At 69.1% G+C, this 25,789-nt stretch carries 25 protein-coding genes and 1 riboswitch; of the genes, 18 read left to right on the top strand and 7 right to left on the bottom strand.

What is annotated here, in order from left to right:
* The first annotated feature begins 13 nt into the window (after nucleotides 1-13).
* The 6 genes from thiO (at nucleotide 14) to ON31_RS27905 (ending at nucleotide 5,342) form a co-directional block, all read left to right on the top strand.
* The gene (gene thiO / locus ON31_RS27930; protein ID WP_172544777.1) at nucleotides 14-1,141 is read left to right on the top strand and encodes a glycine oxidase ThiO; all 1,128 of its coding nucleotides are present in this window, start codon (nucleotides 14-16) and stop codon (nucleotides 1,139-1,141) included.
* On the top strand, nucleotides 1,138-1,350 hold the full coding sequence (gene thiS, locus ON31_RS27925; RefSeq protein ID WP_029932996.1) for a sulfur carrier protein ThiS: 213 nt from the start codon (nucleotides 1,138-1,140) through the stop codon (nucleotides 1,348-1,350). The genes thiO and thiS overlap by 4 nt, the downstream gene beginning before the upstream one ends.
* Nucleotides 1,343-2,107, top strand: coding sequence for a thiazole synthase (locus ON31_RS27920; RefSeq protein ID WP_039817867.1), 765 nt, complete (start codon nucleotides 1,343-1,345; stop codon nucleotides 2,105-2,107). Before thiS ends, ON31_RS27920 begins: the two co-directional genes overlap by 8 nt.
* 196 nt (nucleotides 2,108-2,303) lie before the next feature.
* A complete protein-coding gene (locus ON31_RS27915; RefSeq protein WP_039817866.1) occupies nucleotides 2,304-3,257 on the top strand; it encodes an ABC transporter ATP-binding protein in 954 nt (317 codons plus the stop codon).
* Nucleotides 3,257-4,012: an ABC transporter permease gene (locus tag ON31_RS27910; RefSeq protein WP_039817865.1), complete on the top strand. Its 756-nt coding sequence runs from the start codon at nucleotides 3,257-3,259 to the stop codon at nucleotides 4,010-4,012. Before ON31_RS27915 ends, ON31_RS27910 begins: the two co-directional genes overlap by 1 nt.
* 532 nt (nucleotides 4,013-4,544) lie before the next feature.
* Nucleotides 4,545-5,342 carry an adenylate/guanylate cyclase domain-containing protein gene (locus tag ON31_RS27905; RefSeq protein ID WP_051037833.1) on the top strand — a complete coding sequence of 266 codons (798 nt, stop codon included), beginning with the start codon at nucleotides 4,545-4,547 and terminating at the stop codon, nucleotides 5,340-5,342.
* Nucleotides 5,343-5,493: 151 nt separating this feature from the next.
* Here ON31_RS27905 and ON31_RS37350 read toward each other — a convergent pair whose 3' ends face one another.
* Complete coding sequence (locus ON31_RS37350; RefSeq protein ID WP_162836505.1) at nucleotides 5,494-5,637, bottom strand: CG2302 family histidine operon protein; 144 nt, start codon at nucleotides 5,635-5,637, stop codon at nucleotides 5,494-5,496.
* A gap of 185 nt (nucleotides 5,638-5,822) precedes the next feature.
* On the opposite strand from ON31_RS37350, the gene ON31_RS27900 reads away from it, so the two are divergent.
* Genes ON31_RS27900 through ON31_RS27870 form a run of 7 tightly spaced genes read left to right on the top strand, consistent with a single transcriptional unit; the run spans nucleotide 5,823 to nucleotide 14,870 of the window.
* Complete coding sequence (locus ON31_RS27900; protein ID WP_039817863.1) at nucleotides 5,823-7,538, top strand: acyclic terpene utilization AtuA family protein; 1,716 nt, start codon at nucleotides 5,823-5,825, stop codon at nucleotides 7,536-7,538.
* Between the two features lie 5 nt (nucleotides 7,539-7,543).
* Nucleotides 7,544-8,692, top strand: coding sequence for an acyl-CoA dehydrogenase family protein (locus tag ON31_RS27895; RefSeq protein ID WP_039817894.1), 1,149 nt, complete (start codon nucleotides 7,544-7,546; stop codon nucleotides 8,690-8,692).
* Complete coding sequence (locus tag ON31_RS27890) at nucleotides 8,689-10,293, top strand: acyl-CoA carboxylase subunit beta (RefSeq protein WP_039817860.1); 1,605 nt, start codon at nucleotides 8,689-8,691, stop codon at nucleotides 10,291-10,293. The genes ON31_RS27895 and ON31_RS27890 overlap by 4 nt, the downstream gene beginning before the upstream one ends.
* 8 nt (nucleotides 10,294-10,301) lie before the next feature.
* A complete protein-coding gene (locus tag ON31_RS27885; RefSeq protein ID WP_039817859.1) occupies nucleotides 10,302-12,290 on the top strand; it encodes an ATP-binding protein in 1,989 nt (662 codons plus the stop codon).
* A gap of 3 nt (nucleotides 12,291-12,293) precedes the next feature.
* The gene (locus ON31_RS27880) at nucleotides 12,294-13,454 is read left to right on the top strand and encodes an acyl-CoA dehydrogenase family protein (RefSeq protein WP_039817856.1); all 1,161 of its coding nucleotides are present in this window, start codon (nucleotides 12,294-12,296) and stop codon (nucleotides 13,452-13,454) included.
* A gap of 1 nt (nucleotide 13,455) precedes the next feature.
* Complete coding sequence (locus ON31_RS27875) at nucleotides 13,456-14,250, top strand: enoyl-CoA hydratase family protein (RefSeq protein WP_051037829.1); 795 nt, start codon at nucleotides 13,456-13,458, stop codon at nucleotides 14,248-14,250.
* 5 nt (nucleotides 14,251-14,255) lie between these two features.
* Nucleotides 14,256-14,870 (top strand): TetR/AcrR family transcriptional regulator, encoded by a 615-nt coding sequence (locus ON31_RS27870; RefSeq protein ID WP_029932985.1) that lies wholly within the window; start codon nucleotides 14,256-14,258, stop codon nucleotides 14,868-14,870.
* A 19-nt stretch (nucleotides 14,871-14,889) separates the two neighbouring features.
* Here the strand turns inward: ON31_RS27870 and ON31_RS37000 are convergent, their stop codons facing one another.
* From ON31_RS37000 to thiD, 4 genes are all read right to left on the bottom strand, one after another.
* Nucleotides 14,890-15,057, bottom strand: coding sequence for a hypothetical protein (locus tag ON31_RS37000; protein WP_157533791.1), 168 nt, complete (start codon nucleotides 15,055-15,057; stop codon nucleotides 14,890-14,892).
* Between the two features lie 139 nt (nucleotides 15,058-15,196).
* Entirely contained in the window at nucleotides 15,197-17,302 is a 2,106-nt protein-coding gene (locus ON31_RS27865) for an ArnT family glycosyltransferase (protein ID WP_039817854.1), read from the bottom strand.
* Entirely contained in the window at nucleotides 17,299-18,534 is a 1,236-nt protein-coding gene (locus tag ON31_RS27860; protein ID WP_039817890.1) for a bifunctional glycosyltransferase family 2/GtrA family protein, read from the bottom strand. The genes ON31_RS27865 and ON31_RS27860 overlap by 4 nt, the downstream gene beginning before the upstream one ends.
* A gap of 120 nt (nucleotides 18,535-18,654) precedes the next feature.
* On the bottom strand, nucleotides 18,655-19,500 hold the full coding sequence (gene thiD / locus ON31_RS27855; RefSeq protein WP_039817852.1) for a bifunctional hydroxymethylpyrimidine kinase/phosphomethylpyrimidine kinase: 846 nt from the start codon (nucleotides 19,498-19,500) through the stop codon (nucleotides 18,655-18,657).
* Between the two features lie 81 nt (nucleotides 19,501-19,581).
* Between thiD and ON31_RS27850 the strand changes: the two genes are divergently transcribed.
* The 3 genes from ON31_RS27850 to ON31_RS27840 all read left to right on the top strand — a co-directional run bounded on the left by ON31_RS27850 (nucleotide 19,582) and on the right by ON31_RS27840 (nucleotide 21,471).
* Entirely contained in the window at nucleotides 19,582-20,727 is a 1,146-nt protein-coding gene (locus tag ON31_RS27850) for a GTP-binding protein (protein WP_039817851.1), read from the top strand.
* Nucleotides 20,728-20,788: 61 nt separating this feature from the next.
* Complete coding sequence (locus ON31_RS27845) at nucleotides 20,789-21,040, top strand: ribbon-helix-helix protein, CopG family (RefSeq protein WP_039817850.1); 252 nt, start codon at nucleotides 20,789-20,791, stop codon at nucleotides 21,038-21,040.
* Nucleotides 21,037-21,471: a type II toxin-antitoxin system VapC family toxin gene (locus ON31_RS27840; protein WP_039817849.1), complete on the top strand. Its 435-nt coding sequence runs from the start codon at nucleotides 21,037-21,039 to the stop codon at nucleotides 21,469-21,471. Before ON31_RS27845 ends, ON31_RS27840 begins: the two co-directional genes overlap by 4 nt.
* Before the next feature lie 89 nt (nucleotides 21,472-21,560).
* Here the strand turns inward: ON31_RS27840 and ON31_RS27835 are convergent, their stop codons facing one another.
* A complete protein-coding gene (locus ON31_RS27835; protein ID WP_039817847.1) occupies nucleotides 21,561-22,658 on the bottom strand; it encodes an epoxide hydrolase family protein in 1,098 nt (365 codons plus the stop codon).
* Nucleotides 22,659-22,746: 88 nt separating this feature from the next.
* On the opposite strand from ON31_RS27835, the gene ON31_RS27830 reads away from it, so the two are divergent.
* Complete coding sequence (locus ON31_RS27830; RefSeq protein WP_039817846.1) at nucleotides 22,747-23,394, top strand: TetR/AcrR family transcriptional regulator; 648 nt, start codon at nucleotides 22,747-22,749, stop codon at nucleotides 23,392-23,394.
* 104 nt (nucleotides 23,395-23,498) lie between these two features.
* Nucleotides 23,499-23,906 (top strand): VOC family protein, encoded by a 408-nt coding sequence (locus ON31_RS27825; RefSeq protein ID WP_039817845.1) that lies wholly within the window; start codon nucleotides 23,499-23,501, stop codon nucleotides 23,904-23,906.
* 39 nt (nucleotides 23,907-23,945) lie between these two features.
* On the opposite strand, the gene thiC is transcribed toward ON31_RS27825, so the two are convergent.
* Nucleotides 23,946-25,616, bottom strand: a complete 1,671-nt coding sequence (gene thiC / locus ON31_RS27820; RefSeq protein ID WP_051037826.1) for a phosphomethylpyrimidine synthase ThiC — start codon at nucleotides 25,614-25,616, stop codon at nucleotides 23,946-23,948.
* Nucleotides 25,609-25,719: riboswitch (TPP riboswitch) on the bottom strand. It overlaps the preceding gene by 8 nt.
* Nucleotides 25,720-25,789 lie beyond the last annotated feature (70 nt).

Raw genomic sequence — 25,789 nt, 5'->3', positions numbered from 1 at the left:
TGAGGTGGATCTGGTGCGGACCCTGGCCGTCGTCGGTGGCGGCGTGATCGGGCTGTCGGTGGCGTGGCGGGCGGCCGAATCCGGCTGGCGGGTCACCCTGTACGACCCCGCCGTCGGATCGGGTGCCTCCTGGGTCGCGGGCGGCATGCTGGCCCCGCTCTCCGAGGGCTGGCCCGGCGAGGACGCCGCCCTCGAATTCGGAGCCGCCTCTCTGACCCGCTGGCCCGACTTCGCGGCCCGCCTGAAGTCCGTCACCGGCGCGGAGGTCTTCACCGCCGCCGAAACCCTGACCGTCGCCCTCGACGCCGCCGACGCCGCGGACCTGCGGACGATCGCCGACTGGGTGAACGCGAGACTCACAGACTCCCACGCGACGGCAACGGGTACGAACCCGAGTGCGGGTCGTGCACTGCGCCTGCTCGACCGGGCGGGTGTGCGGGCGGCGGAACCCGGTCTGGATCGGCGAGTGCGGGCGGGGCTGCTGTCGCCCGCCGAACCCGCGGTGGACAACCGGACGCTCGTGACAGCCTTGCGGGAGGCGTGTGCCGTCGCGGGGGTCGAGGTGCGGGCCGAGGAGGTCGCGGCGCTGCGGGAGTTGCCCCACGACCGCATGGTGCTCGCGACCGGTGCGTCCGCGCGGCTGTGGCCGGACCTGCCGGTGCGTCCGGTGAAGGGTGAGATCCTGCGCCTGCGCCGCCGCCCGAGCGCCCCGCCGCCACCGAACCGCGTGGTCCGTGCCCGTGTGCACGGCCGCCCCATCTATCTGGTGCCCCGCCCGGACGGCCTCGTGCTGGGTGCGACGCAATACGAGGCCGGATTCGACACCGTGGTGACGGTCGGGGGAGTGCGCGACCTGATCACCGACGCCGAGGCGATCTTCCCGGGGGTGGGCGAGTACGAATTCGCCGAGGCCACAGCGGGTTCCCGCCCCGGCACCCCCGACAACCTGCCACTGATCGGCCACCTGGACGAGCGGGTGATCGCCGCACTGGGCCACGGCCGCAATGGAATTCTGGGTGTCCCGGTCACCGCCGACGCCGTGCTGGCTCTGCTCGCCGACACCGAGCTGCCCGCGGCGCGCGCCGCCTCACCCGCCCGTTTCCGGGTGCCCGAACCCCACTTCGCTGGAGGTAAGCAATGACCGCAATTCCCATCGGCATCACCGTGAACGGTGAGGATCACACCTTCCCGGAACCGATTTCGGTACGCGCCCTGCTGGACACGCTGAATCTGCCCTGTCAGGGCGTCGCCGTCGCGGTGGACGGCGCGCTGTTCCCCAAATCCCGCTGGGACGAGCCGGTCGGTCGCGGCTGGGAGATCGAGGTGCTGACGGCGGTGCAGGGTGGCTAGCCCGGTCGCGCCCCTGGAAATCGCGGGCCGCACCTTCGGCTCGCGGCTGATCATGGGCACCGGCGGCGCCGAGAGTCTCACCGTGCTGGAGGAGGCCCTGCTCGCCTCGGGCACCGAACTCACCACGGTGGCGATGCGCCGCGTCGACGCCGCGGGCGGCACCGGCGTACTCGACCTGCTGAAGCGCCTCGAGATCGCGCCCCTACCCAATACGGCGGGCTGTCGCACCGCCGCCGAGGCGGTGCTCACCGCGCAACTCGCCCGCGAGGCCCTCGAAACCGACTGGGTGAAGCTGGAAGTCATCGCCGACGAACGCACCCTGCTCCCCGACGCCATCGAATTGGTCACCGCCGCCGAACAATTGGTGGACGCCGGTTTCACCGTCCTCCCTTACACCACCGACGACCCGGTCCTGGCCCGCCGCCTCGAGGACGCCGGCTGCGCCGCCGTCATGCCCCTCGGTTCCCCCATCGGCACCGGCCTGGGCATCTCCAACCCGCACAACATCGAAATGATCGTGGCCGCCGCAGGCGTCCCCGTCATCCTCGACGCCGGCATAGGCACCGCCAGCGACGCCGCCCTGGCCATGGAACTCGGCTGCTCCGCGGTCCTCCTCGCCACCGCCGTCACCCGAGCCCACCACCCCACCCGCATGGCCACCGCCATGAAACACGCCGTCGAAGCCGGCTGGCTCGCCCGCGAAGCAGGCCGCATCCCCAAACGCTTCTGGGCTCGAGCCTCCTCCCCGTCCCGCTGAGACACCACCCGATCTCCGGGCACACCACCTGCGCTTTCATCGGCGGCGTCCGCGGAGCCCGCACAGCGTACGGTGGCATCCCATCCTGTTCAGCCGTGGTCGGGTGGGCTCAGGGTCCCACTCATCCGGCAGGATGACCGGACGCGCGACCTCCGGTCGATAGTGCTGGCTCGAATATTCGGGAAGACTGGGCCGCATGATCGAACTGAGGGGCCTGACGAAACACTACGGCCAGACCGTCGCGGTGTCGGACCTGTCGTTCTCGGTCCGGCCCGGGCAGGTGACCGGCTTCCTCGGCCCGAACGGGGCCGGGAAGTCGACGACCATGCGGATGATCCTGGGGTTGGATACGCCGACGTCCGGCACCGCCCTGATCGACGGCAAGCGGTATCGCGAGCTGAAGCGGCCGCTGACCGAGGTCGGTGCGCTGTTGGATGCCAAATGGGTGCATCCGAACCGCTCGGCTCGCTCGCATCTGCGCTTGATGGCCGCGTCCAATGGCATTCCCGCCTCCCGGGTGGAGGAGGTGCTGCGACTGGTCGGCCTGTCCGAGGTGGCGGACAAGAACGCGGGCGGCTTCTCGCTCGGCATGTCGCAGCGGCTCGGGTTGGCGGGCGCGCTGCTCGGCGATCCCAAGGTGCTGCTGTTCGACGAGCCGGTGAACGGCCTGGACCCGGAGGGCATCCTCTGGATCCGCCGGTTCATGCAGCGGCTCGCCAAGCAGGAAGGCCGCACCGTGCTGGTGTCGAGCCACCTGCTCTCGGAGATGGCGCAGACCGCCGACCATCTGGTGGTCATCGGCCGCGGCCGGCTCATCGCCGACACCACCACCAAGGAGTTCATCGAGCGCGCCTCGGAGTCGTCGGTGCGGGTGCGCAGTCCGCAACTGGATCAGCTGCGCAGCCTGCTCACCTCCAATGGCATGACCGTCCGCGAGGACGGCGCCGATCCGGCCAGCCCGGCGCTGGTGGTCGCCAACGCGACCAGCGATGCGGTCGGAAAGCTGGCCGGAGCCAACGACATCACGCTCTACGAGCTGGCCCCGCAGCGGGCGTCGCTGGAGGAGGCGTTCATGCGGATGACCGGCAACGCGGTGGAGTACCACGGCGAAGGCGCCGGAATCGACGAGGTCATGGGAGGTGCGCTCTGATGGGAGTGCTTGCTGCGGAACGGATCAAACTCACCTCGACCCGGTCGCCCTGGTGGTGTTCGGCGGTCGTGGTCGCGCTGGGACTCGGCCTGGCGGCGCTCATCGCGTTCATCGCTCGCACGGCGAAGGATTCGCCCGACGCGGTGCAGATGGATGTGGCCGTCGCGGTGGGCGGAGTCAGCGGCTTCGGCGTCATGGTGCTCATGATCATGGCCACCCTCTCGGTGACCAGTGAGTATCGATTCGGCATCATTCGCACCACATTCCTGGCCACGCCACAGCGCAGCACCGTGATCGTCGTGAAGACCGCGCTGCTCGCCGTGTACGGCGCACTGTTGACCGCGGTGCTCTGCGTGGGTGCCCTGCTGATCTCCCGCGCCATCTACGGGACGTCACCGACCCTGGACCTGTCCACCGGCGCGCAGTGGCGGGCACTGCTGGGTGTCCCGCTGTACGCCCTGCTCAGCATCGTATTGGCGGTCGGCGTAGGGGTGCTGGTGCGGCAGTCCGCGGCGGCCATCTCGATCATCGTGCTGTGGCCGCTGATCCTGGAACCGCTGCTGGGCGCGTTCGGCAGCTTCGGCCGCAATGTGGGCCCGCTGCTGCCCTTCGCCAACGGACAGCGGTTCTTCTCCCTGACCGAGTCGAACGCGAACTGGCATTGGGGCCCCTGGGGGAGCCTGGTGTATTTCGCAGCATTTGTCACAATTGTGTTCGGGGCTGCTTTGGTCACGTTGAACAAGCGCGACGCCTAGCCCCACCGAGACCCTGCCCGGGACCGTCGGCCACTGCCCGGTCGACGGATGCATCGGCCCGACGCGAACTCCGCGTCGGGCCGGTGTTGTGTTGGGGCTGGGGGGTGGGGTGTCGGGGATGAAAACGGCCTGTGAACAGTCTCGCTTCCATGCGGAAAGGTCTGGCTCTTGTCCTGACCGCTGGGTAGCATCGCAACAGCAACCACGGCACTCGCACCATCGGGCGGGCCCGACGAAGTGGCCGCTCGCACCGATAGGGAGGTGACAGGTGGCAGCCATTCATCCATGGGTGACAGATGTCGACTCATCCACCGCGGAGCCGATGCTGGGCTACGCTCGGGGCGTGAGCGAACGACCCTCCGGCGGCAGTGAATCCGCGTCCGGCGCGGACCGTGCGGACGGTAAGGGTAAGGGTCGCCCCCGGTCCTCGGAGGGCCTCGGGGAGCCGTCGCGTGCCCGGGGACCGCGCATCGACCCCGACGTCGTGATTCCCTTGACTCCCACCGACGGTGCGGAACCGGACCGACGGCCCATGGCTCGCCTTTCCGGCCAACTCTCGGCACTCGTCTCCGCGGCCAATCAGCGGGGAGATCTCATCGGTGTGATTCGCCGGGCACGCGAGAATCTGCCCGGCGACCCGGCTTTCGGCGATCCGCTGTCGGTCTCCGGACCGGGCGGGGTACGCGCGGTGGCGCGGGCCGCGGACAAGCTGGTCGGCGATTCCCCCAGCGCCGCACGCGAACTCGGCCTCGGCGCCCTCCAGGTCTGGCAGGCGGTGCTGGAGCGCATGGGCAAGGGGCGCGGCACCGCGGAGATCACCATCATGTTCACCGATCTGGTGGCCTTCTCCAGCTGGTCGCTCTCGGCCGGTGACGAGCAGACCCTGGAGCTGCTGCGCCGCGTCGCCAAGGCCATCGAGCCGCCGATCGGCGAGCGTGGCGGCCACGTGGTCAAGCGCATGGGCGACGGCGTCATGGCGGTCTTCCCGTCCCCGGACCGGGCGGTTCGCGCGGCGGTGGCGGCCAAGCGGAACCTGGCGCGCGTCGACGTGAACGGCTACACACCGCAGATGCGCGTGGGCCTGCACACCGGCACCCCGCGGGAGCTGGGCGGTGACTGGCTGGGGGTGGACGTCACCATCGCGGCGCGGGTCATGGAGGCGGGCGGCAACGGCAACACCATGCTCTCGCATGCCACCCTGGCGGCCCTGGAGCCCGAGACGCTGGCGGAGCTGGGTTGTGTGCCGAAGCCGTACCGGCGCAGCTTCTTCGCCGCACCGCTGAGCGGCGTGCCGGAGGATCTGCGCATCTACCGGCTCGATCCCGAATAAGCTCCCCGCCCCGCGGGACATTCGGTGCGCGGGCGAGCGTTGTCGGGCTGGTCGGGGTGCGCCTGCTGTCGCGCGCCGAGCCCATGTGGGGGTGTACCCGGCGAACCACTGTCGCCGCGGCGCACGGCCGGGGCGGGATCGGCCGGTTCGGTCAATTCATCCAGAGAATCGCCCCGGCCACGGCCAGTGCCGCACATACACCGAGTGCGATGGCCAGCGGCCGGGCGGTCTTCCAGGTGCTGTAGACGCCGCCGAGCAGGAATCCGGCGAGGGCGAGCAGAAGAATCGAGGCCACGCGCCCAGTCTGCCCTGCCGACCGCCCGGTCCGTCGCGAACCCCCTCAGCATCCGAACAGCAAACGCAAAGATGAACGCTGCCGATTAACAAGCGGGCGTGCTTGATTTTTTATGGATCGAATGTGACCCTGTAACGGACCGCGGCGGCGAGGCCGCGGCCGACACGCGCACAGGAGGGCCCGCGATGAGTCAGCTCGCGGCCGATCCGGAGCTCATCCGCATCGGCAACTGTTCCGGTTTCTACGGCGATCGGCTCAGCGCCATGCGGGAAATGCTCGAGGGCGGTGAGCTCGACGTTCTCACCGGCGACTACCTGGCCGAGCTGACCATGCTCATTCTCGGGCGCGACCGGATGAAGGACGCGAACCTCGGCTACGCCAAGACCTTCGTCAAACAGTTGAAGGACTGCCTGGGGCTCGCGCTGGAGAAGGGCGTCAAGATCGTCACGAATGCCGGTGGGCTCAACCCGGCCGGACTGGCGCAGGCGATCGACGCACTGGCGCGGGAGCAGGGCCTGGACGCCAAGGTCGCCTACGTGACCGGCGACGACCTGCTGCCGCGCGCCGCGGAACTGGGACTGGGCACACCGCTGACCGCCAATGCCTACCTGGGCGCGTGGGGTATCGCCGAATGCCTGACCGCCGGGGCCGATGTGGTGGTGACCGGCCGGGTCACCGACGCGGCGCTGGTGGTGGGTCCGGCGGCGGCGCATTTCGGCTGGGGGCGAGCGGATTTCGACGCGCTCGCCGGAGCCGTGGTGGCCGGACACGTCATCGAGTGCTCGACCCAGGCAACCGGCGGCAACTTCGCCCTCTTCACCGAGATCGCGGAGATGGACCGCCCCGGCTTCCCGCTGGCCGAGGTGAGCCGCGACGGCAGCAGCGTGATCACCAAACATTCGGGCACCGGCGGCGCGGTCACGGTGGACACGGTGGCGGCCCAGCTCATGTACGAGATCCAGGGCGCGCGCTACGCCGGACCGGATGTGACCACCCGCCTGGACACCATCGCGCTCACCCAGGAGGGTCCGGACCGGGTCCGCATCTCCGGGGTGCGCGGCGAGGCTCCGCCGCCCCGGCTCAAGGTATCGCTCAATACCATCGGCGGCTTCCGCAACGAGATGACCTTCATCCTCACCGGCCTGGATATCGAGGCCAAAGCCCAACTGGCGCAACGGCAACTGGAGTCCTGGTTGCCCGTGCGCCCGGCTGAACTGGAATGGACGCTGTCGCGCCTGGACCGCCCCGACGCCGACACCGAGGAACAGGCCAGCGCCCTGCTGAAGTGCGTGGTGCGCGACCCGGATCCCCACCGGGTGGGTCGCGGTTTCTCCAGTGTCGCCGTGGAACTGGCGCTGGCCAGCTACCCGGGCTTCTCGCTCACCGCGCCGCCCGGAAACGGTTCACCCTACGGCGTTTTCACCCCCGGTTATGTGGACGCGAACGACGTCGCGCACACCGCGGTGCTGCCGGACGGCTCGCAGGTGGCGATCGCGCCCGCCGCACAGACCATCGAGCTGGCAGAGGTGCCCGAACCCGCACTGCCGCAGCCGCTTCCGGCGGGTGCGACCCGTCGCGTGCCGCTCGGCACCATCGCACTGGCACGCTCCGGCGACAAGGGCGGCAATGCCAATATCGGCGTCTGGGTGCGCACCGAGGAGCAGTGGCGCTGGCTGGTGCACACCCTCACCGTCGACGAACTGCGCCTGCTGCTGCCCGAGACCGCCAAACTGCCCGTCACCCGGCACGTACTGCCGAACCTGCGGGCCGTGAACTTCATCGTCGAGGGCCTGCTCGGGCAGGGCGTGGCCTATCAGGCCCGCTTCGATCCGCAGGCCAAGGGGCTCGGGGAATGGCTCCGCGCCCGGCACATCGAGATCCCCGTGGAGTTGCTCCCATGACCTACGTGAACCCCTGGACCACTCCGGAGCGACGCGAATTGCGCGCCACCGTGCGCGGTTTCGCCGATCGCGAGGTGCTGCCCTATCTGGACGACTGGGAACGCCGGGGCGAGATCCCGCGCGAACTGCACAAGAAGGCGGGCGCGCTGGGCCTGCTCGGCATCCAGTTCCCCGAGGATGTGGGCGGCTCCGGCGGCGACGGCATCGACGCCGCCGTCGTGTGCGAGGAGATGCACTACGCGGGCTGCTCCGGTGGTCTGTTCGCCTCCCTGTTCACCTGCGGTATCGCGGTGCCGCACATGATCGCCGCCGGCAATGCCGAGCACATCGAGCGTTGGGTGCGGCCCACGCTGGCGGGCGAGAAGATCGGCTCCCTGGCCATCACCGAACCCGGCGGCGGGTCGGACGTGGGCCATCTCACCACCTCCGCGGTGCGCGACGGCGACGAATTCGTTGTCAATGGAGCCAAGACGTTCATCACCTCCGGCGTGCGCGCCGACTACGTCGTGACGGCCGTGCGCACCGGCGGTCCCGGCGCGGGCGGTGTCTCGTTGCTCGTGGTGGAGAAGGACACGCCCGGCTTCACGGTGAGTCGCAAGCTGGAGAAGATGGGCTGGCTGGCCTCCGATACGGCCGAGCTGTCCTATGTGGACGTGCGGGTGCCGGTGTCCAACCTGGTCGGCGCGGAGAACTCCGGATTCGCCCAGATCGCACAGGCTTTCGTGAGCGAGCGGGTCGGGCTGGCCGCGCAGGCGTACGGGCACGCGCAGCGCTGCCTGGACCTGACCCTGCAATGGTGCCGCGACCGCGAGACCTTCGGCCGCCCGCTGATCAGCCGCCAGGCCGTGCAGAACACCCTGTCGGAGATGGCGCGCCGCATCGACGTCGCCCGCGTGTACACCCGCCATGTGGTGGAGCGCGCGGCCCAGGGCGAGACCGACCTCATCGCCGAGGTGTGCTTCGCCAAGAACACCGCCGTGGAGACCGCCGAATGGGTTGCCCACCAGGCGGTTCAGCTCTTCGGCGGACTCGGCTACATGCGCGAGTCCGAGGTGGAGCGCCACTACCGCGATGTCCGCATCCTGGGTATCGGCGGTGGCACCAACGAGATCCTGACCAGCCTTGCGGCCAAGCGATTGGGGTTCCAGTCTTGAGTACACTGCGCACCGCCGTAGACCCGAATTCGGCGGACTACCGGGCCGCCGCCGAGGCCATGAGCGAAAAGTTGGCCGAGGTGGAGGCCGAGTACGCCAAGAACATCGCGGGCGGTGGCCCCGACAAGATGGCGCGGCACCGCAAGCGCGGCAAGCTGACCGCGCGCGAACGCATCGAACTGCTCATCGACGAGGATTCGCCGTTCCTGGAGCTGGCCCCGCTGGCCGCCTGGGGCAGTGAGTTCCATGTCGGCGCCAGCGTCATCGCGGGCATCGGCATCGTCGAGGGCGTCGAATGCATGATCGTGGCACCGGATCCCACGGTGCGCGGCGGCACGTCGAACCCGTGGACGCTGCGCAAGAACCTGCGCATGAACGACATCGCCCGGGAGAATCGCCTCCCGGTCATCGGACTGGTGGAGTCCGGTGGCGCGGATCTGCCCACCCAGAAGGAGGTCTTCGTGCCGGGCGGGCGGATGTTCCGCGACCTGACTCGCCTCTCCGCCGAGGGCATCCCCACCATCGCACTGGTTTTCGGCAACTCGACCGCCGGCGGCGCGTACATCCCCGGCATGTCCGACTACACCGTCATGATCAAGGAGCGCTCCAAGGTGTTCCTGGGCGGGCCGCCGCTGGTCAAGATGGCCACCGGTGAGGAGTCCGACGACGAATCGCTCGGCGGCGCGGATATGCACGCCCGCGTCTCCGGTCTGGCCGACTACCTGGCCGCCGACGAGCAGGACGCCATCCGGCTGGGACGCTCGATCGTCAAGCGGCTCAATTGGCAGAAGCGGGGCCCGGCCCCGCGCCCGCGCACCGAGATCATCGAACCGCGCTACGACGCCGAGGAACTGCTGGGCATCGTGCCCACCGACCTCAAGATCCCGTTCGACCCGCGCGAGGTCATCGCCCGCGTGGTGGACGGCTCCGATTTCGACGAGTTCAAACCGCTCTACGGCTCCAGCCTGGTCACCGGCTGGGCGGAACTGCACGGCTACCCGGTCGGCATCCTCGCCAATGCGCGCGGCGTGCTGTTCTCCGAGGAGGCGCAGAAGGCGGCGCAGTTCATCCAGCTCGCCAACCAGTCGAACACCCCACTGCTGTTCCTGCACAACACCACCGGCTACATGGTGGGCAAGGAGTACGAGCAGAAGGGCATCATCAAGCACGGCGCGATGATGATCAACGCCGTCTCCAACTCCAAGGTCCCGCACATCTCGGTGCTGATGGGCGCGTCCTACGGCGCGGGCCACTACGGCATGTGTGGCCGCGCCTACGATCCGCGTTTCGTCTTCGCCTGGCCCAGCGCGAAATCCGCCGTCATGGGCGGTGCGCAGCTGGCGGGCGTCATCTCCATCGTGGGCCGGGCCGCCGCCGAGGCCAAGGGTATGCCGTTCGACGAGGCCGCCGACGCCGGGATGCGCGCCATGATCGAGGCGCAGATCGAGGCCGAATCGCTGCCCATGTTCATGTCGGGTCGCCTCTACGACGACGGCGTCATCGATCCCCGCGATACCCGCACGGTCTTGGGAATGGCCCTGTCCGCCATTCACAATGCCCCGATCGAGGGCGCCGACGGCTTCGGCGTCTTCCGGATGTGAGGCCAGGTATGGAAATCCGCAATGTGCTGGTCGCCAACCGCGGTGAGATCGCGCGCCGGGTGTTCGCCACCTGCCGCCGCATGGGCATCGCCACCACCGCCGTGTACTCCGACGCCGATGCCGCCTCCCCGCATGTGGCCGAAGCCGATGCCGCCGTGCGTCTTCCGGGCAACACCCCCGGCGAGACCTACCTGCGCGGTGAACTGATCATCGAGGCCGCGCTCTCGGCCGGTGCCGACGCCATCCACCCCGGTTACGGATTCCTCTCCGAGAACGCGGAATTCGCCGAGGCCGTGCAGGCGGCGGGGCTGGTGTGGATCGGCCCGCCGGTGACCGCCATCGAGCAGATGGGCTCCAAGGTCGAGTCCAAGAAGATGATGGACGCCGCCGGGGTGCCGGTGCTGAAGCAGCTGGACCCGGCCGAGGTCACCGCCGACATGCTGCCGGTGCTCATCAAGGCGTCGGCCGGTGGCGGCGGGCGCGGTATGCGCGTGGTGCGCGACCTCGCCGACCTGAACGATCAGATCGAGGCGGCCCAGCGCGAGGCCGCGTCGGCCTTCGGCGATCCGACCGTGTTCTGCGAGCGCTACCTGGAGACCGGCCGCCATATCGAGGTGCAGGTCATGGCCGACTCCCACGGCACCGTATGGGCGGTGGGCGAGCGCGAGTGCTCGATTCAGCGGCGGCATCAGAAGGTGGTGGAGGAGGCCCCGTCACCGCTGGTGGAGAAGATCGACGGTATGCGGGCGCGGCTGTTCGAGGCGGCGCGGTTGGCGTCGGAGGCCATCGGCTACGAGGGTGCGGGCACCGTCGAGTTCCTGGCCGACGAGAAGGGCGAGTTCTTCTTCCTGGAGATGAACACCCGACTCCAGGTGGAGCATCCGGTCACCGAGCAGACCACCGGCCTGGATCTGGTGCGCCTGCAGTTGCAGGTGGCGGCCGGACGCCCGCTGCCCGCGCGGCAGCCCGCCATGCGCGGCCACTCCATCGAGGTGCGTCTGTACGCCGAGGATCCCGCACAGGATTGGCAGCCGCAGAGCGGTGCCGTCCACAAGCTCGACATCCCCGGCACCGTAGGCGAATTCACCGTGCTCACCGAGCCGGGTGTGCGCCTGGACTCCGGCGTGGTGGACGGCTCACTGGTGGGCGTGCACTACGACCCCATGCTCGCCAAGGTCATCTCCTACGCCGAAACCCGGGACGAGGCCGCGTATCTGCTGGCCTCGGCGCTGCAGCGGGCCAAGATTCACGGCTTGGTGACCAACCGCGATCTGCTGGTGCGGGTGCTGCGGCACCCGGCCTTCCTGGCCGGGGACACCGATACCGCCTTCTTCGCCACTCACGGCCTGGACGCGCTCGCCGCCCCGCTGGCCGCGGAAAGTACCGAGGCACTGTCGATCACCGCGGCCGCTCTGGCCGATGCCGCCGCCAATCGCGCCGCCGCGCGGGTGGGCGGCGGACTGCCCAGTGGCTGGCGCAATCTGCCGTCGCAGCCGCAGTCCAAGTCCTATGAGAGCCGGGTGACCGGCAAGCACGAGGTGCGCTACCGCCTGACCCGCTCGGGTCTCGAGGTGGACGGCCTGCCCGGTCTGGAACTGGTGGACCTCACCCCGGACACCGTGGTGCTGCGCGTTCCCGGCGAGCGCGGCGCGGTGCTGCGCCGCTTCGAGGTGGCCCGCTACGGCGATCTGGTCGCCGTCGATTCCCCGCTCGGCCCGGTGACCGTGCGGCGGCTGCCGCGCTTCGAGGATCCGGCCGACCAGGTGGCGGAGGGCTCGCTGCTCGCGCCCATGCCCGGCGCGGTCATCCGCCTCGGCGCGGAGGTCGGCGCACAGGTGGAGAAGGGCCAGCCCATCCTGTGGCTGGAGGCCATGAAGATGGAACACGCCATCGCCGCCCCCACCGCCGGTACTCTCACCGAACTGAATGTCGCGGTCGGTCAGCAGGTCGACGTCGGCGCTGTGCTCGCCGTTGTGCACAACGAAAACCAGGAGTAGGCAATGAGCTTCATCGAATCCGACGAACAGAAGGCGCTGCGCGCGGCGGTGGCCCAGCTGGCCGCCAAATACAACTACCGCGACTATGTGCGCGCCAAGGCGTTGCGGAACGAGCCGCTCACCGAACTCTGGGACGAGGCGGGCGAACTCGGCTTCCTCGGCGTGAACCTGCCGGAGGAGTACGGCGGTGGCGGCGCGGGCATCTACGAACTCGCGCTGGTGCAGGAGGAGTTGTCCGCGGCGGGTGCGGGCCTGCTGCTCATGGTGGTCTCGCCCGCCATCTGCGGCACCATCATCACCAAGTACGGTACCGCGGAGCAGAAGCGGAACTGGTTGCCGCGCTTGGCCGACGGCACGGCCAAGATGGTCTTCGGCATCACCGAGCCGGATGCGGGCTCCAACTCGCACAAGATCACCACCACCGCCCGGCGCGACGGCGGCGACTGGATCCTCAACGGCCGCAAGATCTTCATCTCCGGTGTGAACCAGGCCGAGGCCGTGCTCATCGTGGCGCGCACCGAGGACGCCAAGACCGGCAACCTCAAGCCCGCGCTGTTCATCGTGCCCGTCGACACCCCCGGGTTCGTGAAGAACCGGCAGGAGATGGACATCATCGAGCCGGACAGCCAGTACACGCTGTTCCTCGACGACGTGCGGCTGCCCGCCGACGCCCTGGTGGGCCAGGAGGACGCGGCCATCGCGCAGCTGTTCGCGGGCCTGAACCCGGAGCGCATCATGGGCGCCGCCATGGCGGTCGGCATGGGCCGCTACGCCATCGACCGGGCGGTGGAATACGCCAGGGAACGCCAGGTGTGGAAGACGCCCATCGGTGCGCACCAGGGCATTTCGCATCCGCTGGCGCAGGTGAAGATCGAACTGGAGCTGGCCAAGGTCATGATGCAGAAGGCCGCCGTGCTCTACGACTCGGGCGACGACTTCGGGGCCGCCGAGGCCGCCAATATGGCGAAATACGCCGCCGCCGAGGCCAGCATCAAGGCGCTCGATCAGGCCATCCAGACCCACGGCGGCTCCGGCCTCACCTCCGATGTCGGTCTGGCGGGCATGCTGGCCGCCGCGCGCATCGGCCGCGTCGCCCCGGTCAGCCGGGAGATGATCCTGAATTTCGTCGCCCAGCACTCGCTGGGCCTGCCGAGGTCGTACTGACATGGTCGATACCGAACCCACCCCCGAGACCGCGCCGGTCGTCCGCTACGAGGTGCGCGACGGCTTCGCGGTGCTCACGCTGGACTCCCCGCACAACCGCAACGCCCTGTCCTCACGGCTGGTGGCCGAACTGCTGGACGGTCTGGAGCGGGCGGGTGCGGACGAGGCCGTGCGCGGTGTCGTCCTCACCCACACCGGCACCACCTTCTGCGCCGGTGCGGACCTGAAGGAGGCCCTCGACGCCGACCCCGCGGCCGCCGCCGACATCCGCACCCGGTGGGCGGTCCAGGTGCTGCGCCGCATCCTGGAACTGCCCAAGCCCGTGGTGGCGCGGATCGACGGCAATGTGCGCGCGGGCGGTATGGGCATCGTCGCCGCCTGCGATATCGTCGTCGCCGGTCGGGGCAGCAGCTTCGCCCTCACCGAGGCGCGGCTGGGCCTGGCCCCGTTCATCATCTCGCTCACCCTGCTGCCGCGCATGACCTCGCGCGCGGCGGCGCGGTACTTCCAGACCGGCGAGACCTTCGACGCCGATGTCGCCGAGCGCATCGGCCTCATCACCAGCGCCGCCGACGACGCGGCGGCGGAGGTGGCGCGGCTGTGCGGTGAACTGCGCAAGGGGTCCCCGCAGGGGCTGGCCGAGAGCAAGCGGCTCACCACCGCCCATATCCTGGCCGAGTTCGATCGCAGCGCCGACGAGCTGGCCAAGCGTTCGGGCAGTTGCTTCGGAACCCCCGACGTCGTCGAGGGCATGACGGCCTTCTTTCAGCGCCGTCCGCCGAGCTGGGCAGAATAGCGGCCATGGCGACACCCCACGAACCCAAGCAGGACCGCAGCCGGGCCACCCGGCAGCGGCTGCTGGAGGCGACCATCGACTGCCTGGCCGAACTGGGCTGGGCGACCGCCACCGTGGCCGTGGTGGCCGAACGCGCGGGGGTGTCGCGCGGGGCTGCGCAGCATCACTTCCCCACCCGGGAGGATCTGATCACCGCCGCCCTGGAGTACATGTTCGAGACGCGGATGGCGCAGTCGAAGGCCGAGGCCCTCGCCCTCGACGACGTCGCCGAGGGTGCGGGGCGCACCCAGGCCGTGGTCGCCTCGCTGGTGGAGTCCTACACCAGCCCGCTGTTCAAGGCGGCCCTCCAGGTGTGGACGCACGCCGCCGCCGATCCGGCCCTGCGGGAACGCATCGTCCCCATGGAGGCCCGCTTCGGCCGCATCTCGCACCGGATGGCCGTGGAAGCGCTCGGCGTCGACGACTCCGACCCGGTCACCCACCACCTGGTCCAGGCCACCCTGGACCTGGCCCGCGGCCTCGGCCTCGCCGACGTGCTCACCGACGACTCGCTGCGCCGCAAGGAGATCGTGCAGCAGTGGGCCGCCACCTTGCACAACACCCTGCACCCGGGCTCCTGACGACTGTCGAGCCGATGGCTCACCAGCCGAAAACCTCGGCGATCTCGATGGATTCGTCGTCCCAGCGGTGTTCGATGGCTTCCCGTTCCCGATCCGGGAGGCCGGGGCTCCAGCCCGATCGACGCCAGAAGGATTCGCGGTGTTCGTCACTGAGCGGCAAGGGGCTCAGGGGCAGGGGATAGGTCATGGCGACATTCCCGGAAATCGCTGGTGCGGTGCTCAATTCAGCGTAAGCGGTGGTGCGCGGTGGATATGGCGGAATCAACCCCGGTGAACACGACGACAGCCCCCGTCCGAGTGGGCGGGGGCTGTCGCGGTGCCGCCGACTAAGCCGTCGTCGGCTCGGTCAGGTCGTAGACCGTGACCCCGTCGACCTCCTCCGCGGTGAAGTTCGCCGCGATCCAGGCGGTGATCTTCGAGCTCTCCGAATCCGGTGAACGGCCTGGGCCGCCGCCGTTTCCGCTGCCGGTGAGGAAGTAGTGGATGCGGCCCTCCGCCACATACCGCTGGAACTGCTCCAGCGTGGGTGACGGGTCGCTGCCGTTGAAGCCGCCGATGGGCATGACGGGAAGCTCCGTGGCCAACTGGTAACCCGCCGCACTGTTGGAGCTCACGGTCGCGGCGACCCAGGTGTAGGCGTCGCCGTCGGCCAGCAGCAGAGCGGTCAGCCGCTCGCTCGGCTCGCTCGCACCCATGACCCCACCCGCCGGACCGCCACCCGGCGCACCATCAGCCAGGCCCCCGCCGGTAGCGCTCGGATTCCCCTGCGCGCCAGCACCGTCGGTCGCGCCGCTGGACAGTGTGCCGTCCGTACCGGGAGGTGCAGCTCCGCCACCCGGCGGCGGGAGTTGCCCGCCGTTCGGCGCTGCGGGTGTGCCGCCACCGGCCGCACCATCAGTGCGGCCATCGTCTATAGCCTGGCGGCCGCCCGGCCCGCCGTGCCCCGGGCCGAAGCCGCCGCCGACGTCCGGACCGGCGGTCGGGATCGCACCCTGATGCGCGCTGGCCAGGGTGTCCACCGTGTAGGCGACCGGGCCCGCGAGCCCGACCGTCAGGGCGAGCGACGCCGCGGCCAGGGACAGTCGGCGGGCGGGAACCAGCATCAGCACGGTGGCCGCGATGCCGCCGATCAGGATCGTCCAGCGCAGCCACGGCACGAAATCGGCACTGCGGGACAACAGCATCCAGGCGGTGGCGGTGGTGAGGCCGACGGTCAGTGCCAGCGCCACGCGTACCTGGGTGAGTTCGCGCCTGCGCCAGAGCTGCACCGCGCCCGCACCCACCAGTGCCGCCACGGCCGGTGCCAGCGCCACCGTGTAGTACTGGTGGAAGATCCCCCGCATGAAGCTGAACACCAGCCCGGTCACCAGCAGCCAGCCGCCCCACAGCAGCAGCGCGGCCCGCTGCGGGTCGGTGCGAGAGGCCCTGCCGCGCAGTGCGATTCCGGCGATCGACAGCACCAGTGCCGCCGGGATGAGCCAGGCGATCTGGCCGCCCTGCGCCGGTTCGAACAGCCGGGTGATGCCGGTGCTGCCCCAGATGCCGTTACCGCCCGCCGGCAGTTCACCGCCGGGGCCGACGCTGCCGGTCTCCTCGCCGTTCAAGCGGCCCAGCCCGTTGTAGCCGAGCGTCAGTTCTATAATCGAATTGTGCTGTGAGCCACCGAAGTACGGTCGTTCGGCGGCGGGCCACAGCTGGGCGATGAGCACCCACCAGCCCGCACCGGCGACCATGGCGAATCCGGCCGCGAACAGTTGCACGATGCGCTTCCCGAGCCGTGGCGGTCCCGCGATCAGGTAGGTCAGCGCCAGCGCGGGCACCACCAGCAGCACCTGCAATTGCTTTGCCAGGAAGCCCAATCCGATGAACAGCCCGCACAGCAGCAGCCACTTCCAGCGTCCGGACTCCACCGCCCGCAGCATGGCCCAGGCCGCGGCGACCATCAGGAACACCAGCATGGCGTCCGGATTGTCGAACCGGAACATGAGCGCCGCGACGGGTGTCACGGCCAGTGCGAATCCGGCCAGCAGCCCCGCGCCGGGGCCGAAGTGCCGGCGCACCGCCGCCCACAGCAGCGCCACCGATCCCACGCCCAGCAGCACCTGGGGCAGCAGCATGCTCCAACTGTGCAGCCCGAAGATCCGCACCGAGATCTCCATGGGCCACAACGACAGCGGCGTCTTGTCCACGGTGATGGAGTTCGCGGCATCGGAGGAGCCGAAGAAGAACGCCTTCCATGACCGCGAACCCGCCTGCACCGCAGCCGCGTAGAAGCTGTTGGCCCAGCCGTTGGCGGTGAGATTCCAGAGATAGGCGAGCGCGGTGCCGACCAGCAGCACCGCCAGCGCCGGGTAGTCCCAGCGCGGGACGTGTGGGGTGCGCGGAGCGGGGGCCTCGGCAGCGTGCCGGGGTCGGCTCAGGGTCGCGGTCATGCGCGTGCCCCTTCCCGCCGCGCGGGCTCGGGCGCATTCCGGAACACCCAGCGCAGTCCCACGAAACGAGCCAGGGTGGCAATGAGATTGGCGACCACCAGCACCAGCAGTTCCACGTGCACCGACGTGCCCGGAGCCCACTGATGCAGGGCGAACAGCGATCCCGAGGTCACCAGCAGCCCGAATCCGAAGATGGCCAAGCCCTGGACATGATGGGAGACCGCGCGGGTCGCGCCGCGCACCCCGAAGGTGAAGGCGCGATTGGCGGCGGTATTGCCGACGGCGGTGACGAGCAGCGCCAGGAAATTGGCGGGCTGCGGTCCGGTGATCGGTTGCAGCGCCACATACAGCAGCAGATAGGCCAGGGTGGAGACCACGCCGACGATGCCGAACCGCACCAGCTGGCCGACCATACCCAGCGGCACCCCCTCCACCAGCGGTTCGCGTCCCACGGCGGCCCGCAGTTCGTTGATCGGCAGCCGTCCGGTGGTGAGCGCGCGACCGACCCGCCAGATCCCCAGCAGGTCCTTGCGTGCGGTGTCCACGATGTCCACCCGGCTGTCCGGATCGTCGATCCAGTCCACCGGCACCTCGTGAATTCGCAGACCGGCCCGCTCGGCGATGACCAGCAGTTCGGTATCGAAGAACCATTCACCGTCCTGGACCAGCGGCAGCACCGCCCGCGCCACCTCGGTGCGCATGGCCTTGAATCCGCACTGCGCGTCGGAGAATCGAGCGTGCAGCGAGGTACGCAGGATCAGGTTGTAGCAGCGCGAGATGAACTCCCGTTTGGGTCCGCGCACCACCCGCGACGAGGCCGCCAGCCGGGTGCCGATGGCGATATCGGAGTGCCCGGACACCAGCGGCGCGACCAAGGGCAGCAGTGCGTTCAGGTCCGTGGACAGATCCACATCCATATAGGCCACGACCCGCGCATCCGACTCCTGCCAGACGGTGCGCAGCGCGCGCCCGCGCCCCTTGCGGTCGAGATGCACCACCCGCACCCCGTCCAGACGCGCGGCCAGTTGCCGGGCGACCGCCAGGGTGCCGTCGGTGGAGGCATTGTCGGCGATGGTGATTCGCGCGGCGAACGGGAAGTGCTCGCGCAGGAAGCCGTGCAGCCGTGCCACGCACGGCCCCAGATCCCGTTCCTCGTTGTATACGGGCACGACCACGTCGACGACGGGCGTGGTCACGGCCCCGGCTGGTTCCGCCGCCCGAACGGCGGTCATGGTGTCGGTCATGCCGACCACGCTCGCGCCCGATGCTGGGCCGTCCCTGCGCCCGGCCTGGGAGATTGCTGGGAGCCGGACTACCCGGCTCGGCTCGGAACTCCTCGCCGAACGCCGGTGTCAGAGCTCGTGCAGCCGCCACAGCGGGGACACCGGACCGTGCCCCGCTCCGAGGTCGTAGGCCGCCTCCAGGCAGCGCCGCGTCCATTCCTTGGCGAAGGCGAAGGCGTCCGGCACCGGGTAGCCGTGGGCGAGGGCGCAGGCCAGGGCGGCCGCCAGGGTGTCGCCGCCGCCGTGGTCGTTGCCGGTGGCGATGCGCTCGGCGGTCAGCTCGTAGCAGTTCTCGCCGTCGAACAGCAGGTCGGTGCTGTAGGCGGAGCTGCGCAGATGGCCGCCCTTGACGATGGCCCAGCGGGGGCCGAGGGCGTGCAGCGCCTCGGCGGCGCGGCGCGCGCTGCGGTCGTCGACGACCTCGACGCCGGTGAGGAGCCGCACCTCGTCGAGATTGGGGGTGACCACGGTGGCCAGCGGGAACAGCGTGTTGCGCACCGCGTCCAGGGCCTCGGCGTGTAGCAGCGGATCACCGTGCATGGAGGCCGCCACCGGGTCCACAACCAAGGGAATATCCCCGCCGCCGCCGATGCCGACCTCGCGGCACACCCCGGCCACCGCCTCGATGATGGTGGTGGAGGCGAGCATGCCGGTCTTGGCCGCGCCGATACCGATATCGGTCACCACGGTGCGCACCTGATCAGCAACGATTTGCGGCGGAATCTCGTGAAAACCGCTGACGCCCACGGTGTTCTGCACGGTCACGGCGGCCACCGCCACGCAGGCGTGCACCCCGCACAGGGCCATGGTGCGGCTGTCGGCCTGAATTCCGGCCCCACCGCCGGAGTCGGTTCCGGCAATGGTCAGCACACGAACCGGAGTCTTGCCATTGGGCGTGAGCGGTAGCAGTTCCACGCCGCTGACCCTACGCGGAGCCGCCGCGCGGATGGCCGGGGCGACCCGCTCACTGCAAATGAAAACGGTTATCATTAGCGTGTGACCTCAGCCCAGACCCGCCCCCTGCCCGTGACCGTGCTCTCCGGCTTCCTCGGAGCCGGGAAGACCACCCTGCTCAACCACATCCTCGCCAACCGCGAGGGCCGCCGCGTGGCCGTCATCGTCAACGACATGAGCGAGGTGAATATCGACGCCGCCCTGGTGGCGGGCCAGGGCCACCTGGACCGGACGCAGGAGAAGCTGGTCGAACTCACCAACGGCTGCATCTGCTGCACGCTGCGCGAAGACCTCATCGAATCGGTCGGCAAGCTCGCCCGGGAGGGCCGCTTCGACCAGCTGGTCATCGAATCCACCGGCATCTCCGAACCCATGCCGGTGGCCGCCACCTTCGAATGGGAATTCGAGGACGGTTTCAAGCTCGGCGATATCGCGCGCCTGGACACCATGGTGACCGTCGTCGACGCCTCCACCTTCCTGCCCGAGGTGGTGCGCGGTGAATCCCTCGAGCAGCGGGATATGCAGGCGGGGGAGGGGGACGCGCGCACCATCTCCGATCTGCTGGTGGATCAGGTGGAGTTCGCCGACGTGCTGATCATCTCCAAAACCGATCTGGTGAGCGCCAATGCCGTCGGCAGCGTGGAGGCCGCCATCCGCCGCCTCAACCCCAAAGCCAAGATCCTGCGCGCGGTCAAGGGTTCCGTCGACCTCTCCGAGGTGCTCGACACCGGCCTGTACAACCCCGACCTGGCCGCCGAAACCGCGGGCTGGGAGGAGGAATTGGCGGGCGGGCACACCCCCGAGACCGAGGAGTACGGCATCCGCAGTCTCACCTACACCGCCGACCGCCCCTTCCACCCCGAACGCTTGGACGCGGCGCTGACCCAGCTGCGCGGACTGTTGCGCAGCAAAGGATTCTGCTGGATCGCCAGCCGCCCCGAGCTGGTCGCCATCTGGTCGCAGGCCGGCCCGAACCTCACCTTCGAACCGGCCGCCTTCTGGTCCTCGCTCGATGAGCAGCCGGGCTCGGAGATCGTCTTCATCGGCGTGAAACTGGACCGCGAGCGGGTGCGCACCCTGCTGGACGAGGCCCTGCTCACCGATGCGGAACTCGCCGCGGGACAGCGAGCGTGGGTGAACTACGCCGATCCCTTCCCGGCCTGGGGCGAACTCCACTCGCACGCCTGACCGTCTGCGGGGCGAGCGGCGACAGCTCGCCCCAAAGTTATGGTGCGGGTACCATAACCATATGGGCTTGAAGAAGACGACGGTCATGGTCGATGAGGCCGATCTCGAGTTGGTGAAGAAGGCCGCGGCGCGCGAAGGGCGGCCGGAATCCGAGTACTTTCGTGAGGCCTTTCACCTGGCCGCGATACGTACTCGGCGATGGGACGAGGTGTGGGATATCCCGGTTCTCGACTACGGGCATGCCGTGACGGCGGATGAGATCGACAGCGTTGTGCGAGAAGCGATCACCGATACCGAAGCCGACGCTGGATGATACTGATCGGCGATACCTCCGGTCTGATCGCCGCATTCAACTCGGCGGATCCTGAGCACTCCGACGCGCGCGCCGCGCTGCAGCAGGCGGCACTGACCGTCGTCTCGCCTCTCGTCTTGCTCGAAGTCGAACACGTCACCACTCGCAATCTCAACCGCCGCGCCGCTTACGCGGTCAATGACTGGTTGCTGGCGCAAGAGCGTATCGGGCGCATCGAAGTGCCCGCAGTGTCCGCGGACCTGCTGCGGGTCGCGCGCAAGGTGCAGGACAGGTACTTGTCCCTGCGCTTGGATCTCACCGACGCCACCAATGTCTCGCTTGCCGAACGGTACGAAACGGTGGAGGTGTTGACGCTAGACCGTCGCGACTTCCGTGCGATCACGCCCCTTACCGGTCATAGCGCCTTTCGTCTGCTGCCCGACGATCTCTGAGCGTGCCGTGCCCACGACGCCCGCTGCGCGCTGCGCTGTAACGGATTCGGCCCGCACCCGGGTCGGGTGCGGGCCGTGCATATCTCCGCTCAGCGGAACTGTGCGTAGAACTCCGTGATCTCGCCCGCCATCAGCTCCGGGGCGGAGTGGTGCAGGTAGTGGCTGAAAACGTCGTGGGTCTTCCAGGACACGATGTTGTGGTCGCGGTCGGCGAAGCGGCGGATGCCGTGGAAGTCGCCGTTCGACCCGCTCAGGGCCATGGGGACGGTGGTCGGCTCGGTCGGCTGCTCGGCCCGCGCGTTCTCGAAGTAGATGCGGGTGGCCGATCCGGCGGTGCCGGTGAGCCAGTGGATGGCGATGTGGGTGAGCACGAAATCGTCGTCCAGCTCCGGGCCGAGCAGCTGGCCGAGCCAGCCCACCAGTCCGGCGGGTGAATCCATGATGGCGTGCGCGAGCGTCTGCGGCTGCTGCGAGTGCAGGATGTTGAAGCTCATCTTGTTCTTGGCGAACCAGTCCAGCGTCTCCAGCGCCTGCGCCTCGCCCTCGGTCAGGTCCGCCATTTCCGCGGGATCGCCCGACGGGAACGAATACACCTGCGCCACATGCGATCCCACCATGTGCTCGGCATCGACCCGGCCCAGTTCGGCGGAGATCTGGGAGCCGCCGTCATTGCCGACCGCGCCGTAGCGCCGGTACCCGAGCCGCCGCATGAGTTCGGCCCAGGCGGTGGCGATGCGGGTGTTGTTCCAGCCCGCCTCGGTGGTCGGACCGGAGAAGCCGAACCCCGGGATGGACGGGATGACCAGATCGAAGCCCGCCGCGGTGAGCGGTTCGATCACGCCGAGGAATTCCACGAAGGTGCCCGGCCAGCCGTGGGTGAGGATGAGCGGGAAGGCGTTCTCCCGCTCCGAGCGCACGTGCAGGAAATGGATGTCCTGGCCGTCGATCTCGGTGATGAACTGCGGGTAGGCGTTCAGCTTCGCCTCGACCGCGCGCCAGTCGAATCCGCCCTGCCAGTACTCGACCAGGTGCCGCACCCGGTCGACGCTCACGCCGTAGGTGTCGCCGGAGCCCGGGATCTGGTCGGCCCAACGGGTGCGGGCCAGGCGGTCGCGCAGATCGTCGAGGTCGGCCTGCGGAACCTCGATGCGGAAGGTGCGGATGGTGTCGGTGGTGGTGGCGTTCATGATTCTCTCCCGGTTCGGAACGGAATGTTTCGTTCTGTTTCAAACCATAGCGGAACGGATCATTCCGTTCAAGTGTTATGCTGAAATTATGACCGAGACCGCCGAAACCCCAGCTCAGCGCGCACTCCCGGGCCGCAAGGCGCAGGCCGCCCGCAACGACGAACGCATTCTGCAGGCCGCCCGCGAGGTCTTCCTCGCCGATGCCGCCGCTCCGATCGCCGCCGTCGCCGAGCGCGCGGGCGTCGGAATCAGCGCCCTGTACCGCCGCTACGCCAACAAGGAGGCGCTCCTGCGCACCCTCTGTCACGACGGGCTGCGCCGCTACAACGCCGAAGCCGAGGCGGCACTGGCCGCTACCGACGGCTGGCAGGGCCTCGTAGACTTCCTGGAACGCGTGGTGGACGCCGACGTGCACTCGCTGACCGTGCACCTGGCGGGCACCTTCACCCCGGACGAGTCGATACTCCCGGATGTCCAGCGGTCCGCGGAATTGAACGAGGAACTGATCCGCCGTGCGCACGCGTCCGGCACCCTGCGCGCGGAGGTGACCGTGGCCGATCTCGGGCTCGTACTCGAGGCGTGCGCGGCCATCTCGCTGCCGGATCCGGACCGGACCGCCCAGCTGCGCCGCCGCGTCCTCGCCATGCTCGTGGACGGGCTCGCCGCCTCGGGAAAACTCCCCGGCCCGGCGCCGCGGCCGGGCGAATTCGCACAGCGCTGGCAGCCGAAGCGCTGACATTCGCGCATCGGAAACACCGAATCGAGCGGGAACGACCACTTTCGCCCGCCCGTCGCGTCCATAGTGGTGACAGCTGTCCGCCCCGCAGGAAGGCTCGAGCCATGAACTGGACCCTCGAGGTCGTGATCGTCCCGGTATCGGATGTGGATCGCGCCCTGGACTTCTACGCCCGCCAACTCGGCTTCACCGTCGACCACGACACGCATATCGCCGAGGGCATGCGGGTCGTGCAACTGACCCCGCCCGGCTCCGGCTGCTCCATCGTCATCGGGGAGGGGGTGGTGCCCCATATGGAGCCGGGCTGCCTCAAGGGCCTGCAACTGGTGGTGCCCGATCTGAAGCGCGCCCACGCCGAACTGGTGGAGCGCGGCGTCCCCGTCAGCGATATCGAGGTGGTCGGTGTGAATCCGTCCCCCACCGCCGACCCGCTCGACAATGTCGGCTTCATCTACTTCGACGACCCGGACGGCAACAGCTGGGGCGTCCAGCAGATCTCCGCGCGGGCCTGATCGCCCGGCCCGTAGCGGCTGCGGGCCGGGCGTGCGCGGCTACGAGACGACCGGCAGGTACACCTGCTTGCCGCTGGCCGCGAACTCGGCGGACTTCTCGGCCATGCCCGCCTCGATGGCCGCCACATCGGTGAGGCCCTGCTTCTCCGCGTACTCGCGCACGTCGGCGGAGATGCGCATGGAGCAGAACTTCGGACCGCACATGGAGCAGAAGTGCGCGGTCTTGGCGGGTTCGGCGGGCAGCGTCTCGTCGTGGTACTCCCGCGCGGTGTCGGGGTCCAGCGACAGCGCGAACTGGTCGCGCCAGCGGAACTCGAAGCGGGCCTTGGACAGCGCGTCGTCGCGGGCCTGCGCGCCCGGATGGCCCTTGGCGAGGTCGGCGGAGTGGGCGGCGATCTTGTAGGTGATCACGCCGACCTTCACGTCGTCGCGGTTGGGCAGGCCCAGATGCTCCTTCGGCGTGACATAGCAGAGCATGGCGGTTCCGGCCTGGGCAATGATGGCCGCGCCGATGGCCGAGGTGATGTGATCGTAGGCCGGGGCGATATCGGTGGCGAGCGGGCCCAGCGTGTAGAACGGGGCCTCCTCGCACCATTCCTCTTCCAGGCGAACGTTTTCCACGATCTTGTGCATGGGCACGTGGCCCGGGCCCTCGATCATCACCTGCACGCCATGGGATTTCGCGATCTTCGTCAGCTCGCCGAGGGTCCGGAGTTCGGCGAACTGCGCCTCGTCGTTGGCGTCGGCGATGGAACCGGGGCGCAGGCCGTCGCCGAGGGAGAAGGTGATGTCGTACTTCGCCAGAATCTCGCACAGCTCGGCGAAATTCGTGTACAGGAACGATTCTTGGTGATGCGCCAGACACCACGCCGCCATGATGGAACCGCCGCGCGAGACGATGCCGGTGACGCGCTTGGCGGTGAGCGGGATGTAGCGCAGCAGCACGCCCGCGTGCACGGTCATGTAGTCCACGCCCTGCTCGGCCTGCTCGATGACGGTGTCGCGGTAGATCTCCCAGGTGAGCTTGGTGGGATCGCCGTTCACCTTCTCCAGCGCCTGGTAGATCGGCACGGTGCCGACCGGGACCGGGGAGTTGCGCAGAATCCACTCGCGGGTCTCGTGGATGTTCTTGCCGGTGGACAGATCCATGATGGTGTCCGCGCCCCAGCGGGTGGCCCACACCATCTTCTCCACCTCCTCGGCGATGGAGGAGGACACGGCCGAGTTGCCGATATTGGCATTGATCTTCACCGCGAACTTCTTTCCGATGATCATCGGCTCGGATTCGGGGTGGTTGTGATTGGCCGGAATCACCGCCCGCCCGGCGGCGACCTCGTCGCGCACGAGTTCGGGGGAGACGCCCTCGCGGGCCGCGATGTAGTGCATCTCCTTGGTGATGATGCCCGCTCGGGCCCAGGCCAGTTGGGTGCGCGGACCGGGCACGTCCGGCTTGGCCCAGGCATCGCGCAGCTTGGGCAGGCCCGCCTCCACGTCGATGCTCGCGCTGGAGTCGGTGTACGGGCCGGACGTGTCGTACACGTCGAAATGCTCACCATTGGTGAGGTTGATGCGTCGCACCGGAATGCGCAGCGTCGTGCCGTCGGCCTCGAGCTGCTGGTAGTGCTTGACGCTGCCTTCGATAGGACCGGTGGTCACCGTGTCCACCGGCGCGGACTGGCCGTTCGTGGACGCGACTCGATCAGGTGACATTGTGAATCCTCCCTACGCCGGCATTACCCGGTCAGGTTCATACGGTCGACGGCCCACTAGCCGTCCTCTCAGCCCGCTGGTGCGAGCCCCCGTTGGCATGCGAATAGATAACGCTGCCGACCATACCGGTCCCGCGTGAGTCGCGTCACGAGACCGCCGCCGGCGGCGGATAC

It is taken from the genome of Nocardia otitidiscaviarum NBRC 14405 (assembly GCF_000308635.1).
GTDB classification, from domain to species: Bacteria; Actinomycetota; Actinomycetes; order Mycobacteriales; family Mycobacteriaceae; genus Nocardia; species Nocardia otitidiscaviarum.
The sequence above is the reverse complement of the archived record's forward strand: the minus strand, read 5'-3'. Positions and strand labels throughout refer to the sequence as shown.

Excerpts from the sequence above, each read along its gene's own strand:
- ON31_RS27870 (WP_029932985.1), top strand. The coding sequence starts at position 14,256 with ATGGCGACACCCCACGAACCCAAGCAGGACCGCAGCCGGGCCACCCGG.
- ON31_RS27825 (WP_039817845.1), top strand. The coding sequence starts at position 23,499 with ATGAACTGGACCCTCGAGGTCGTGATCGTCCCGGTATCGGATGTGGAT.
- ON31_RS27835 (WP_039817847.1), bottom strand. The coding sequence starts at position 22,658 with ATGAACGCCACCACCACCGACACCATCCGCACCTTCCGCATCGAGGTT.
- ON31_RS27845 (WP_039817850.1), top strand. The coding sequence starts at position 20,789 with ATGGGCTTGAAGAAGACGACGGTCATGGTCGATGAGGCCGATCTCGAG.
- ON31_RS27910 (WP_039817865.1), top strand. The coding sequence starts at position 3,257 with ATGGGAGTGCTTGCTGCGGAACGGATCAAACTCACCTCGACCCGGTCG.
- ON31_RS37000 (WP_157533791.1), bottom strand. The coding sequence starts at position 15,057 with ATGACCTATCCCCTGCCCCTGAGCCCCTTGCCGCTCAGTGACGAACAC.
- ON31_RS27885 (WP_039817859.1), top strand. The coding sequence starts at position 10,302 with ATGGAAATCCGCAATGTGCTGGTCGCCAACCGCGGTGAGATCGCGCGC.
- ON31_RS27915 (WP_039817866.1), top strand. The coding sequence starts at position 2,304 with ATGATCGAACTGAGGGGCCTGACGAAACACTACGGCCAGACCGTCGCG.
- ON31_RS27905 (WP_051037833.1), top strand. The coding sequence starts at position 4,545 with ATGGCTCGCCTTTCCGGCCAACTCTCGGCACTCGTCTCCGCGGCCAAT.
- ON31_RS27900 (WP_039817863.1), top strand. The coding sequence starts at position 5,823 with ATGAGTCAGCTCGCGGCCGATCCGGAGCTCATCCGCATCGGCAACTGT.
- ON31_RS27875 (WP_051037829.1), top strand. The coding sequence starts at position 13,456 with ATGGTCGATACCGAACCCACCCCCGAGACCGCGCCGGTCGTCCGCTAC.
- ON31_RS27830 (WP_039817846.1), top strand. The coding sequence starts at position 22,747 with ATGACCGAGACCGCCGAAACCCCAGCTCAGCGCGCACTCCCGGGCCGC.
- thiC (WP_051037826.1), bottom strand. The coding sequence starts at position 25,616 with ATGTCACCTGATCGAGTCGCGTCCACGAACGGCCAGTCCGCGCCGGTG.
- ON31_RS27840 (WP_039817849.1), top strand. The coding sequence starts at position 21,037 with ATGATACTGATCGGCGATACCTCCGGTCTGATCGCCGCATTCAACTCG.
- ON31_RS27865 (WP_039817854.1), bottom strand. The coding sequence starts at position 17,302 with ATGACCGCGACCCTGAGCCGACCCCGGCACGCTGCCGAGGCCCCCGCT.
- ON31_RS27860 (WP_039817890.1), bottom strand. The coding sequence starts at position 18,534 with ATGACCGCCGTTCGGGCGGCGGAACCAGCCGGGGCCGTGACCACGCCC.
- thiS (WP_029932996.1), top strand. The coding sequence starts at position 1,138 with ATGACCGCAATTCCCATCGGCATCACCGTGAACGGTGAGGATCACACC.
- ON31_RS27880 (WP_039817856.1), top strand. The coding sequence starts at position 12,294 with ATGAGCTTCATCGAATCCGACGAACAGAAGGCGCTGCGCGCGGCGGTG.